Below are 15,095 nucleotides of genomic sequence, written 5' to 3' on the forward strand. Positions count from 1 at the left end.
TTACACAAAGCAGTACTTTTATTACATTCTTTAGAAAATCCTCGTTTTTGAGTGATTAAGGGTGAAAATCCCTTAAACAGCAAATCAGAGATACGGGTAATTTTCAAAATTTACCAATGGAGGAAATGGACCCCTGATATAAGAAACATAGACACTTTCTCCTTATAGCTGACTCTTCAAATCTGAGTTTTGGACGGTTGGTATTATTGTTTGATCAAGTTTGATGTTTTACTATTCCTGCTGAGACAGCTTTGCATCCACCAAAGGATTCAATATTTTTAGAAATCAAAAAAGTTAAACAGTTATGAACAGACGGTTTTTTTTGTTCGCCACCATGGGAATTATCGTTTGGGGCTGTTATTTCATGCCAACAGTTCAGGGACAGCACACCGGTAAAGGAACAACCGAAAGGATCAAAGTTTACGGTAAATCGCTGGAAGGCAATCTTGCGGGAGATTCGCCGGATAGAGATATCTCTGTTTACCTGCCGCCGGGCTATCATGAAAACCCGAACCAGCGATTTCCTGTCGTTTATTTTTTACATGGCTACACCGATAACGACGCTAAAGTGTTTGGCCTTGAACCACACTGGATGAGTATGCCGGAGGTATTGAATAAAGCCTACGAAAATGAGGAAGTGAAAAAAATGATCCTGGTAACACCTAACGCGTATAACCGCTTTCATGGCAGCATGTATTCCAACTCCATCACGATCGGAAACTGGGAAGAATTCGTTGCAAAGGAACTGGTGGCTTACATAGACGAGCATTACAGAACCATACCTAAAGCGGAAAGCAGAGGCCTCTCCGGCCATTCAATGGGCGGTTATGGCGCTCTACGTATCGGGCAGAAGTACCCCGATGTTTTTAGCAGTATTTACCTGCTCAGCCCGTGCTGCCTGGACCCAGGACCCGGCGCATTGCAGGATTCAGCTTTTCAGGCAACACTAGACGCCGTTAAAGACTTTGAAGACCTGACGCAGGCAAACTTCTTTGTCAAAGCTACGTTTGCCTCCGCAGCGGCATGGTCGCCAAACCCAACCAATCCCCCTTTTTACCTGGACCTGCCCTATAAAGATGGCGAAAGACAACCGTTGGTTTTGGCCAAGTGGCATGCAAACCGTCCGCTCACAACCCTCGATCAGCATATTTTTAACATCAAAAAACTCAACGCCATCGCATTTGATGCCGGGGCTGACGACAGAGGCATTGCGCAAAGCATAAAAATACTGGACGACATGCTCGACAATTATGGTATCAAACATTTCTATGAAGAATACAATGGTGATCATCTCAACAGGATAGCCGAACGAATAGAGACCAAAGTACTAACATTTTTCGGTGAGCATCTGGTCTTTGAATAGAATAGATGGAGCGATTGCATCATCTCACCATCTCCGCACACAGACAATGGCAGCTCCGAAGCCTCAGAAACCATAAAAAATGTCCACCTAAAGGAGTATTAAGCGGACATTTTTACAGCTGATTCAGAGAATCATTAATCGATTCTAAAGCTCAAATGAAGTTTTTATTGTAGATCATGGTCGTTGAAAGTTTATCCTGAAAAGAAGTCGCCTCTTTACCTTTTGAGACAACTTCTTTGACAGACAGGAGTCAAAAACCCGCAAATACTGAGCTATCGTTTGATCAACCTAGACCGGTTGATTACTGAGCCAGTTTCTACTTCCACGAAGTATATCCCACCGGATAACTCTTCCACATTAACCTTATTATTCACTTCTGTCAGATGTTCACTCTTTATAAGCTGCCCGGATACATCGAAGATCCGTGCCTGAGCTGGTTCATGATTCTCAAGACGTATATTGAGTACCTCGCTCATGGGGTTTGGATAGAACAGGATCGTTTCCGGTTCGTCTAAAGCTTCTGCAACTTCGTCGACCTCACGGGATCCTGAGCCCACGCTGATCATCTGCCATTGCGCATTCTGACTGGTGGTGTTGGCCCACTGTCCTACCGGATCTCCATTACCAGTGTGGCCCAGTCCGTCAAGGTACAATCCTGTAGCACGGTTTTGGATCCTGTAGTAGCTTCCGTCATACTGCTGTATGGACCAGTGCGAGTTTTGGTGTGTGGTGTTGGCCCACTGCCCGCAATCAGCCCCATTAGTGGTGCGGCCCATGCCATCAAGGTATAGTCCCGTTCCGCGGTTCTGCAATTGATAGTATCCGCTTCCAACATCCACCAGCTCCCAGTGTGAGTTTTCGTGATTGGTGTTGGCGTACTGACCGCAGGCGTCTCCATTAGTGGTACGGCCCAAACCGTCGAGACGCAATCCTGTTCCGCGATTTTGGAACTGGACATAAGATCCTTCGCCTCCGGAAACGTTAATGGTAAAGGATTGGCTGCTCTCAGCTCCGCAATCATTCCAGTAAGTAGCTGTTGCTGTACATGAGCTGGTCGGATAAACAGTCTGCTCACGCGACGAACCCGAAGTTCCGCAGCCTGACCATGACCATGAGCCGCCTGAAACCGGCTGTGGGCCAAATCTAACTTCATCACCGGAGTTTATGGTAACGCTGGTGGTTTCTTGCCACGATCCGCCATTCACCTGCACATAGGGCGTAATTGATGTTGGGTTGCATGTGCTACTACAATTAGAGGTTACATTTGCATAGCTTCCGGAACCGGAAACCGATACGCCTGATTCACTACAACCTGACTCAACGCTGCAGTTTGTTCCGTTTTCTATCCAAATACCAATATCAGAACATTCACGAATTTCTGCATAGTTCAAATGGCAATTTACAGTAGGTCCTGATTGAACGATGAAAAATCCCCTGCCACAACGATCTGCATAAAGTGTTTCAGCAGTAATGTCGCTACATCCGTTTGCAAAACGCAAACCTGCATAACCGCCGCCCCAGTCACAGTTATATGCATCTACAGTTTCAATAGTCCCGTTATGAGATTGGTTAAGCAATACGCCACAACCACCACAGTTTCGGGCAGTCATAGTACCTTCCATGGTTACACCGTCAATGCTATAAGTCTCAATACCGTGAGACCCGGTATTTTCAACGTAAATATCCCTCATATAAAGATTATAGATTGTGTAATTCCATGGATTACTATTCCTACTGTCGACGCGTATACCAATCCAGGCAATGTCAATTGTGCTGACATTTGTAAAGCTTAGGTTACTGGCTGCACTACAGCGAATACCATAGCCATTCGTAATGTTTCTAAGTGTTAAATCGTGGATCTCAAACCCATTATGGCCATTATTTAAAATACCAGAACCAGAAAAGTTACCGGTAATAGTATTGCCATGGCAGTGCAACCTTACGCCATCAGCCTGAACGTCTATGGTGGAGTATATTGTACCACTTGTTATAATATGAATATCGCGGTTTCCGGATCCCATAGCTCCTTCAATGGCTACCGCCATATCGGTTGAGCTACCACGCTCCACATCAAAGGTTTTCCAGTAATATCTACCACCGGATTCCCATACCTCATGCTCATAAGCATAAGCATCGTTCACTAATACAAACCCTATGGTCAGCATTAAAATATAATAGAATTTTCTCATGATTAGGAATTTATGTTAATAATTAATTAATAACCCTGGGAGTTTGGTGACTTCCCACTTTGTCTAAAGTATAATATCCACTTTTCGAAAGGCAGCAACTATCTTACTCAAAGCAACACTTTTGGCACATACCGTTATAAAATTCTTATTTCATAATAAATAAAGTGTGATTAGCCGCTATCCTTTTTGAAATTGATTGGTTGGGGGCATCAAAGCTGGCAGTGGCTCGTTGGACGGCTAAAATAAAACCCGGATCCAAGGGTCCGGGTTTTAAGGAATTGTGGATCAAAAATCCAGAACGAACTGATTTTACTCCTTGATCAGCTTTGACTTTTTAATTCCAGAAGAAGTCGTCACCTCTACAAAGTATATTCCGCTCGGCAATTTCTGCACTTTAATCTGATTATCCAGCCCGGTTAGCTTTTTGCTTAACACAACCTGCCCGGACACATTTAGAATCCTTGCCACAGCCGATCCATTATTGTCTTCCAGCCGGATATTTAATACTTCGTTTATAGGATTCGGGTAGAACAGGATCGTTTTCGGTTCCTCCAAAACTTCTGCAACCTCATCGACCTCACGGGATCCTGAACTCACGCTGATCATCTGCCATTGTGCATTTTGGCTGGTTGTGTTGGCCCACTGTCCTACCGGATCTCCATTGCCAGTGTGGCCCAGCCCGTCAAGGTACAAGCCTGTTCCACGGTTTTGGATCCTGTAGTAGCTTCCGTCATACTGCTGTATGGACCAGTGCGAGTTTTGGTGTGTGGTGTTGGCCCACTGCCCGCAATCAGCCCCATTAGTAGTGCGGCCCATGCCATCAAGGTATAGTCCCGTTCCCCGGTTCTGCAGTTGATAGTATCCGCTACCAACATCCACCAGCTCCCAGTGTGAGTTAACATGGGTGGTGTTTGCATACTGGCCGCAGGCATCGCCATTAGTGGTACGGCCCAAACCGTCGAGACGCAATCCCGTTCCGCGGTTTTGGAACTGGACATAATCGGAGGGGTCACTAGTGCAGTTGAAGGCGTCACCGCCAGTGCCAGAAGGAGATCCGGAGCTTGTCAGATAGAGTTTATCCAATTGAGTGCCGTCCTCACGATAGGCGATAGTCAGGGTATGACTGCCCGAACTCAGGTTGTAGGTGGTCACATCGTCCCAGGTCCAGGAGGTGGAGCCGGGGGCAATGTTATTCCAGTTGGTCCAGGAGCCACCATCCATTCGTATCCAGAAAGAGTCATCATTTGGAGTTGGAGCAATTACCCTTGCCCAGAGGGTATAGTCACCGCCAGAGCTGATATCGAAGGTATAATTGATATGGCCGCTGGTGCTGCTGGGGGCACTGCCGGTGCTGTTGTTTCCGGACTGAATGGTAACATACTGTCCGTTGGAAGCGCTGGAGCTGGAAGAGGTATTCCAGAGCGAACCGACAGACCCACATTCGGACTCCAGCCAAACACCTGTCCCGGGTTGGCCACCGACGGTTACATTAAAAGCTTGAGAACTTTGCGCACCGCAATCATTTGTATAAGTAGCCGTGGCTGTACACGAACTGGTCGGAAAGATCGTCTGCTCACGCGATGAACCGGAGGTTCCGCAACCGCTCCAGCTCCAGGACCCTCCACTCACCGGTTGAGGACCGAATACCACCTGATCACCGGAGTTTACCGTTACACTGCTGGTTTCCTGCCATGAACCACCATTTACCTGAACGTAAGGTGTGATAGAGGTTGGGTTGCAGTCGCTGCTTGTTTGAACAAGACTGAAGTCATCTACGTTCACCCAGTTGCCCCCATTCGCATTGGAGTATACACCAACTTCGATTGACCCATTAGTCACATTGATGTCGGGAATGGTGATTTCAGTCCAGGAGCTTAATGACTGATTAATTGAATAAGTCTTTTCACTGCCTCCAAAATCTTTGACATAGATACGCGACGCATTTTGACCACCGCTGCTCCTAACCCATGCGGTTAATTCATACGTTCCGTTAGGAAGTGAGATGTCTTGAAATATGCTGGCTTCATAAGCGCCGGAACTCCATTGCTCCAAACAAAAGCGTCCGGGAAAATGACTACTCTGCAAATTTCCATTGGGGTTGCTGCCACTACCTACCCAGTTCGTCCATCCCCTCATGTTGGTTACATCGATCCTGTCCGCCTCAAAGTTCGGATTCAACACATAGTTGTTTCCGCTACCAACAGACCATGTACCTGCAGATGCATTTATATTCCATTGACTGAGCGAATGAAAGATTGGTGTTGAGCCGTTGAAACTAATGGGACACCATTGATTATACCCGACACCATTTCCGGCAAAGTCGGCCCACCGGTCGCCACCGAATATGACAAAAGACCCGGATGAGCCATTCACCGTTACTGCCAGACCGCTCTGTGTTACGTGCGAGTAATCATCCTGTGTACCCTGAATCACAAATTCATTAGAATAAGGCCCCCAAATGTTTGTTGCTGTGATGCAGTACGTTTGGGATGTATTCCAGCCATGAAGGTCCGACGAAATGAAATAATAGGTGCCATTGTGCTTGAACAATACATTCCCTTCACGTCCTGAGGACGCCCTGTGAATTCGTGTTGCCGGTTCTACATATAAATAATCAGAAGGGCGGAGCCGCGAAATATATTGGTTATTCCTTCCTTCCACGTTGCAGAAAGCCAGATAAGCCTGCCCGTCGTCATCGGTAAATACCGATTGGTCTCCGGTCATGTCGTTGACCACATTGTCGATGGTCGACTGAGTAGCCGCCAGGGTGAAAGGGCCTGTAGGCGTGTCGCTGGTGCCAAATGCGAGACCGGGATACATTTGGGCAATCAACACATATTTACCGGTTGGCTCGTTATATGCGCAACCAATGCGACCGACCCAGCCGGCTTGTAAACCATCAGCAGGAGTCATCACGTCCCCCTCATACGTCCAATTAGCCAGGTCTGTTGAAGAATAACATGTAATGGCAAGAAATTCAGTGTCACCATTCTTCCCGGAGTATGGATCGTTGTAATAGGTAATGGCGCCATTGTACTTCGCGCCGTACCAATAGTACGTGTCGCCAACTTTCAGCACACCTCCGCCCTGGGAATAGATCGGATTACCATTCGTATCATGCCAAAAGACATCATTTTGTATTACCTGGCCTTCAACACTTAAATGAAGTGCCACTGAAAAAGCAGCCAGTAGAAGTAAAGTAATCGTTGTTCTTAAATGTTTCATGGTATAGTTGGTTTGTTTAAAATTTGATTATTGATTCAAAAGTCTGTTCAACCTTTTCATAAAATCATTAAGTGGCGATGGTAATGGGCGGCGAGATAGCTAAAACCTCTGATCTCATTTGGGTTTATACTATTATGGGAAAATTTTGAACGTATTGTTTTAAATATTATTACGTTATATGCAAATATATTGAATAACCCCCTTTTAAAAACGCAAATAACATTGCTAATCCCCTGGAAATATGTAACAGTAACTAAAGGTACAAATAGTATCATTTTTGAAAATGGACATACTTTTTGATTCTATGGACAATAATACGACCCGTAAAATGCGGTTAATTTATGCTCAGCCATTGCGAGTATATCCAAACCTATTTCAGGATAGTTAGCCCTAAACCCACCTTCTTAGTAGAAGAGGGTTTAGAGGCTTATCCTAATGATGCAAAGTCTCGATATTACTGTTTGATCAGCTTGAACCTCTCGGTACCGGATGCAGACTTCACTTCAACAAAATATATACCTTGCTGCAGATGCTGTACGTCGACCTTGTTATCCTGATCAGTAAGCCGCGTACTGAACACAACCTGACCGGACACATTTAAGATCCTTGCCTCGGCTGATCCATCATTGTCTTCCACACGGATATTCAGTACTTTATCCATAGGGTTTGGATAGAACAGGACCGGTTCGTCTGAAGCTCCTGTAACCTCATCGACCTCACGGGATCCTGAACTCACGCTGATCATCTGCCATTGTGCATTCTGACTAGTGGTATTGGCCCACTGTCCTACGGGATCTCCATTACCAGTGTGGCCCAGACCGTCAAGGTACAATCCTGTAGCACGGTTTTGGATCCTGTAGTAGCTTCCGTCATACTGCTGTATGGACCAGTGCGAGTTTTGGTGTGTGGTGTTGGCCCACTGCCCGCAATCAGCCCCATTAGTAGTGCGGCCCATGCCATCAAGGTATAGTCCCGTTCCCCGGTTCTGCAGTTGATAGTATCCGCTACCAACATCCACCAGCTCCCAGTGTGAGTTAACATGGGTGGTGTTTGCATACTGGCCGCAGGCATCGCCATTAGTGGTACGGCCCAAACCGTCGAGACGCAATCCCGTTCCGCGGTTTTGGAACTGGACATAATCGGAGGGGTCACCAGTGCAGTTGGAGGCGTCACCGCCAGTGCCAGAAGGAGATCCGGAGCTTGTCAGATAGAGTTTATCCAATTGAGTGCCGTCCTCACGATAGGCGATAGTCAGGGTATGACTGCCCGAACTCAGGTTGTAGGTGGTCACATCGTCCCAGGTCCAAGAGGTGGTGCCGGGGGCAATGTTATTCCAATTGGTCCAGGAGCCACCATCCATTCGTATCCAGAAAGAGTCATCATTTGGAGTTGGAGCAATTACCCTTGCCCAGAGGGTATAGTCCCCGCCAGAGCTGATATCGAAGGTATAATTGATATGGCCGCTGGTGCTGCTGGGGGCACTGCCGGTACTGTTGTTTCCGGACTGAATGGTAACGTACTGTCCGTTAGAAGCGCTGGAGCTGGAAGAGGTATTCCAGAGCGAACCGACAGACCCACATTCGGACTCCAGCCAAACACCTGTCCCGGGTTGGCCACCGACGGTTACATTAAAAGCCTGAGAACTTTGCGCACCGCAATCATTTGTATAAGTAGCCGTGGCTGTACACGAACTGGTCGGAAAGATCGTCTGCTCACGCGATGAACCGGAGGTTCCGCAACCGCTCCAGCTCCAGGACCCTCCACTCACAGGTTGAGGACCGAATACCACCTCATCGCCGGAGTTTACCGTTACACTGGTGGTTTCCTGCCATGAGCCGCCATTGACCTGGACATAAGGTGTAATAGCGGTTGGGTCACAACTGCTTCCACCTTCGCCAATATAATAGCTCGTGTGATGTGACTGCATATATCCTTTGACGGTAAGGTCGTTGCGATAATACCTGTCTTCCATCAGTGACGGCCGACTGATGGATGTAGGAATGTCGGTTGTTAATATGATTAACTGGTTGTTACTTGAATTCCTCAAAATCACTTCCTCACGCCAGTCGCCAAGAAAATCACCATAAAATAATGGCGCGCCCCTGTAACTACCGGTTGCGCCATAATCACTTACGTCTTCTAAAGTTACAGTCCAGTTGTTGTTGTAATCCCAGGCCTCGATTTCTCCGTTATCATACAGCTCGCTACCATTATCTCCGTCCCACCAAATTCTGAAATTTGGCCACGGACGATCCGGTTCCTGGGTTATTCGGGTATTGGTAGGTCCGTTAAAAATTCCCTCAAAAGACCATACCTCGTAACCATCGTAACGGGGATCAATATCGGCTGCATTTCCACGGCCATTATCGTATCCTCCGGGATGCGTCCATAGTATCTCACCGTTACTGGCGTCATAATAATACTCAATAATATTACCAGGGCTGTTCTGTTGTACACCATATCCCTGCAAGCCGGGGCGGTCAGGATCAAACTTGCCTATGTGCCAGCGGTCTCCGTGTATTATATTATCGAGCCTGTAGAGAATGCTTCCGTTATTCCCGTCACGCACGAATCCGATATGCGCCAAATCGTCAACACCATCTTCATTTACATCCACCACGCGTATCTGATGTCCCTGTGGGAAACCTCCGGTCTCCTTCCATTTAAGGGAAAGATCCGAACCACTAAAGGTATAGCAAGCATCGATGGCGTTAAAAGAGCCATTGGAATTCCTGTTTTTGGCATGAAGGAATATCTCGTTCCCGTTACCCACACCTAACTGACACGCCACAGGTCCAGTGGAAATATAATCGTCCGGGATCCGTGCATCAGCTCGCCAGCCACCGGTAGCTCCGTCTAAGACAGCCAGCCACTGATGGTTATTATTGCTGCCTCCCCAAACAAAACCATTTCCCAAACGAACGCCGGGAGCTACTTTTGTGATGACTTCCGCCTGGCCGTCTCCATCCAGGTCAGCAACAGTCACACCATCCCAATGGCCCACGTCAATTGTAGCTGATCCGGGTGAGATATTATCCGTATTGGCGCTGTTTGGGCCATAGTCAATATCCCAAAGGAAAGTACCATTGTTTGAGTAAGCTTCAAGGTAGGTCCTGGTGCCCCAGTCCAGTCGATCAATTATATAATCATAATCTCCGTCTCCATCCAGGTCGCCTATCCAGGCGAAATGGATCTCAGGTCCATTTCTCAAATTAAGGGTAATAGCATTTGCCTGGGTCGCGGCCACTTCATTTGTTCCTGCTGTCCGGGCATTTGGGGACGTTAATTCTGTCCCATCCGGAGATACAGGTACTACAGAGTAAGCATTGGATTTAGTTAAATCTGCAGTTTTGTCAACGTAATTCGTACCATGTCTTATGGGTACGTCATTCAGCAGATGTCGTTCTTCGTCTTCATTGGAACGGTATATATTGAAACCAATACCCTCCTGATCGGATTGAAACAGCCGCCAGGAAATAAACATGTTATCATCTGACTGAATGGCAACAACACCACGATCCATCATCTCTGATTGACCGAGAACTTTAACACAAAGCACAAGGCATAAAACCATTGTTAGTGAAATTACTTTTTTCATAGCGTTTTCTTTTTAGTAATTAGTTGAATTAAATTTTTGACATTTTTATCGTTTGATTTGTAATTCTTATCCTATGTTATACGCGTCGATCGTTGCAGTCAAAAGTTGAAATAAAGGTGACCACTTCCTGAAAGCCAAACTTCGCTTGTAGCGTACACCCTGCCCGATAAGATGAGGGCAAAGAGTAAAACAAAAACCTTTGATAGGTAATAAAATTTTCTCATAGACTTATGGTTTTGTGTTTAACAAATAATTTACTAAGCCTAGCTACTCATCTGGCGATTGATTAGTTTACATTTTCATTTGGCGACTTTTACCTTTCATAAAAGTAGGATATCCACTTTTCGAAGAGGAATAACTATCTTACACAAGGCAACACTTTTAGTACATTCTGTTAGAAAATCTTTATTTTTTAATAAATAGAGATGACGATTCTTTAAAGTAGCGATTTAAAGACACTAGTAAATTCAAAATTTAGCAATACAGGAAATGCAGTCAACCATAGGAAACATAGCCCCTTATGTTTATCGATTTGGAATAACTTTTTCCATGTTGCTGACCTTTCAAATAGTGCAGGCCGCAGGTTCGCCTTTCTTTTCAAACCTCTCCATGAGGGACGGGCTCCCTTCCAATATCATTGGGGCCATTGCTCAGGATAAGCACGATTTCATCTGGATCGGGACTGGAAGCGGACTGGCAAGGTATGATGGCTATGATTTCAAAATCTTTAAGAAAAATGAATCTCTAAACTCGCTTCCATACAATGAGATAGGCACATTACTCGCCTGCGACGACTATATCTGGGTGGGGACATGGAATGGTCTGTGTAAGATCAATATTGAAACCTTCAGGATAACACGCATCAACCTTGGTGAAAAGACAGCCATCCGAACCTTATACAAGGGTAAAGATCACATCTTATGGGTCGGGACAAATGAGGGATTGATCCGGTACTCCATGGATACAGGTGCATACAAACTGTATACCAGCGACAACAGCGGGCTCAGCCACAATACGATCCGCGCTGTGTATGAAGACGCTTCCGGAAATCTGTGGGTAGGGACCTATGACAAGCTAAACAAACTGCCGCATGAAGAAGATCGCTTTCGCACTCTGGACCTCAAGGGCACCTACCGCCCCGCTCTTCACAATCACCTGATCCTGGACATCAAACCAAAGCATGATGCTGGCGGCCAGACCATTTGGGTGGGTACGGAAACAGGACTCTACTGTGTAAACACAGAAACAGGATCATTTGAGCACTTTGGTAATGAAGATGCAGGCTTTAGCAACGAAGTGATCAAATGCATCTATACCGATGAGGCTTCCAATCTCTGGCTGGGGACGGATTTTGGTCTGAATATTTTTCACACTAAGCAGAAGACCGTTGACGCGGCTTTTCACAATCCACAGCTACCCTACTCCATCCCAAATAATGTGATCTGGCAGATATTTCGGGACCGGAGCGGTGTGATCTGGCTGGCTACGTCCAATGGGCTAAGCCGCATCAATAGTGGAGGAAATTTTTATGAATATCATGAAATTTCTCATGCCATGGAAAGCCAGCGTATCGGGAACCAGGTAAAATCCATCCTGATCAGCTCCAACGGGATATACTGGCTGGGCACACTACACGGGGTGGTTCGTATAGATCCCAAATCCGGCGCCAGACGAGTCTTTGACATCAGCTCATCAACTGTCACGCGCAACAATGTATTTGCCCTGGAGGAGGATCAGTATGGTCGCATCTGGATCGGAACCGCCGGAGGCATCAATATCTGGGATGAAAACCAACAAAAGATGTATTCTGTAACCGCCAATGGCTCTAATGGGTTGACCTCCAACTACATCGGTAAGTTTTTGAGGACCAGCGACGGATCATTCTGGGTGAGTGCCTGGGAGGGCGGACTTTACAAAGTTGAAGGAATTGATAGAGAATCACCGGGGCAGTTTTCATTTATCCCGGTCAAAGGGCTGGAATCAGGGTCAGAAAAGATCGCTTCCGGAAAGGGTTTTATCTGGGTGATTGAGTTTGATGAACTCTATAAGGTGGATCCTGAAACCTTCTCAAAAAAGCGCATCGAATCATTCAGCAAAGCCTCCGGCAAGCAAATGATCTACAGTGTTTACTTCTCCAGTGCAGGACACCTGTGGGCCGGCACTTTAAACGGACTGGTCCAGTACCTCCCTGAAGAGGAAAAAAGTATCTTTCATCCGGTCACTACCGGAAATGACGTGATCATAAGCAGCATCATTGAGGACCAACGAGGGAACATCTGGAGCACTTCCAGCACCTCCCTTCAGAAATTTTACCCTGAAACCCAAAATATAGAGATCTATCCGTTGGACAAGGATCTGCCTTTAAAGAGCTTCTACTACGGATGCGCTGCTGTTACAGAAACCGGCAAGATCATCTTTGGAGGGGATAACGGGTACATCATTTTCTCTCCGGAAGATGCTAAGCCTAATCGTTTCAACTCAAATATTTACATCACAGCCATGGAGATCAATAACCGGAATGTCTCCATCGGCGAAAAAATCGATGGCAAAGAGCTTCTCCGGAAAGATATAGCTTTCACAAAAGACCTTGTTCTGGAATATGCACAACGTTCCGTGGCTTTTGAGTTTTCCTCACTCCACTACTGGCAACCGTCTATGAATGTGTTTTCATACCGGCTGGAAGGGTTGGAAAAGGAGTGGAATCACGTTTCAGGACTGAAAAATTTTGCGGTATATTCTAACCTCCCCGCCGGGGATTACACTTTCGTAGTACGAGGCACTAACAACTACGGGGTAGCCAGTGACCAGACAGCAAGCCTTGCACTCACTATCAGACCCCCGCTTTTACTGAGCAATGGCTTCATTGCATTGTACGTTATCGTGATCACGGGATTGGTCTTCTATGCTTTGCGGGTATATTCAGCGAGGGTCCATCTGAGAAATGAACTCAGGATCATCAAAATGGAGAAAGAACATGCCGAAGAGATAGAACGCACCAAAGAGGAATTTTTTACCAACATTTCGCATGAGCTTCGCACCCCGATCAGCCTCATCCTGCCACCCATTCATGAGCTTCAAAAGAAGGGCAACCTGGATAGTGACAGTAGTCAGCTGATCTCCCTGGCAGAAAAAAATTCGGTGAGGCTACTAAGACTGGTCAACCAGATCCTCGACTTCAACAAGCTGGAAAATGAAACCCTGCAGATCAAGGTTTCAAAGATTGATCTGGTTGCCTTCTGCAAAGAGGTGGTCAACCTGTTTTCAGATCAGGCCTGCAGACATGAAATTTCCCTTTGCTTCCACACTTCACACGAATCTTATGAAGTGTGGATTGATGGAGAGAAGATAGAGACTGTGTTGTTCAACCTGCTCTCAAATGCTTTTAAATTTACCCCAAAGGGAGGTAAGGTCTCCATATCGGTCCATGTGGATGAAAGTGCGGGCCGGTTTAAGGAAGGTTCGTTCGAGATCAGGATCAGCGACACAGGAATCGGGATCTCCGATGAAGCAAAAAACCACATCTTCGAACGTTTTTACCAGTCTCCGGATGGCAAAAGGATGAATGCCAGCAGTGGTATCGGGCTTACCCTGGCTGCGGAATACATTGAACTCCATCACGGAGATATTGAAGTGGAAAGTGCGGTGGGAAAAGGCACCACCTTTACGATCCACTTACCGCTGGGCAAATCCCACCTACCCATCGACTCAGCAACGGATAATGAGATCAACCTGCTGGCCACCCGGTCTGCTTATGCCCCGGCGCAGGGCTCAAGGTCCTATCACCTGGACCTGGAATCTGACAATCCACTGGTACTGATCATCGAAGACAATAATGACATGGTGGAATTTATCCGTACCAGTCTGGGCCATAAATACAATTTTGTAGTGGCTGAAAATGGAGAAGAAGGGCTGGTCAAAGCTAACAACTTTATGCCAGAGGTGATCATTTCAGACATTATGATGCCGGTGATGGACGGCCTCACCATGTGTAAAAAGATCAAAGAAAACCCTAAAACCAGCCACATTACCATCATCCTCCTCACAGCAAAAAGCCTGGAGTCGCAGCGACTGGAGGGGATTCGGGGAGGAGCTGATGTATACATCACAAAGCCCTTTGAAGTAGACCTGCTCGAGGCACATATCAACAACCTGATCAACCGGAAAAAGGAACTGAACCGCTACTTCAGGACAGAGCTGGTAAACCAGCAGGATACCCCTGAAGCTAAAGATAACATGGACAACAAGTTCATCAAGCGGGTCATGGACATCGTAGAAGCCAATATCAGTGATCCAAACTTTGGTGTAGAAATGATCAGTCACGAGATTGGGATGAGTTCTACTCACCTTTACCGCAAAATGAAAGCACTCGCCGACCGGTCTCCGCAGGATGTTATCAAAAAATACCGCATCAAAAAGGCCTCGCTGATCCTGCAAAACAATGAAGGTAATGTTTCCGAAACCATGTATAAGGTGGGCTTTTCCAGCCTATCCTATTTCTCAAAATGCTTCAAGACAGAGTTTGGGATGACACCAAAGGAGTATCAGCAGAAGATGGCTAACCATAATATGGTTGAAATAGCGGATTCGGTAGAGTAGCATGTATGGAACTACCATGTGCGGACACATTGAAGGCAGTAAAGGACATTCGAGTATACTTGATTCGTAATACCACGAAGATATGATATGACCCCGGTGAATCCGGATATTTTTTACTCTCCTC

Annotated in this window: 5 protein-coding genes; 2 read left to right on the forward strand and 3 right to left on the reverse strand. The window is 46.4% G+C overall.

The features are described 5' to 3' along the window. The first annotated feature begins 304 nt into the window (after positions 1-304). On the forward strand, positions 305-1,363 hold the full coding sequence (locus AC3E9V_RS22655) for an alpha/beta hydrolase (protein WP_488750452.1): 1,059 nt from the start codon (positions 305-307) through the stop codon (positions 1,361-1,363). Between the two features lie 272 nt (positions 1,364-1,635). On the opposite strand, the gene AC3E9V_RS22660 is transcribed toward AC3E9V_RS22655, so the two are convergent. From AC3E9V_RS22660 to AC3E9V_RS22670, 3 genes are all read right to left on the reverse strand, one after another. After that, a complete protein-coding gene (locus tag AC3E9V_RS22660) occupies positions 1,636-3,552 on the reverse strand; it encodes an RICIN domain-containing protein (protein WP_488750453.1) in 1,917 nt (638 codons plus the stop codon). 309 nt (positions 3,553-3,861) lie between these two features. Beyond that, positions 3,862-6,777 (reverse strand): RICIN domain-containing protein, encoded by a 2,916-nt coding sequence (locus AC3E9V_RS22665; RefSeq protein ID WP_488750454.1) that lies wholly within the window; start codon positions 6,775-6,777, stop codon positions 3,862-3,864. Positions 6,778-7,231: 454 nt separating this feature from the next. Further along, positions 7,232-10,375, reverse strand: a complete 3,144-nt coding sequence (locus AC3E9V_RS22670) for a rhamnogalacturonan lyase family protein (RefSeq protein WP_488750455.1) — start codon at positions 10,373-10,375, stop codon at positions 7,232-7,234. Positions 10,376-10,864: 489 nt separating this feature from the next. Here AC3E9V_RS22670 and AC3E9V_RS22675 point away from each other — a divergent pair, with 489 nt between their 5' ends. Beyond that, positions 10,865-14,971, forward strand: a complete 4,107-nt coding sequence (locus AC3E9V_RS22675) for a hybrid sensor histidine kinase/response regulator transcription factor (RefSeq protein ID WP_488750456.1) — start codon at positions 10,865-10,867, stop codon at positions 14,969-14,971. The last annotated feature ends 124 nt before the right edge of the window (positions 14,972-15,095 follow it).

Source organism: Marinoscillum sp. HNIBRBA16962, from assembly GCF_057801515.1.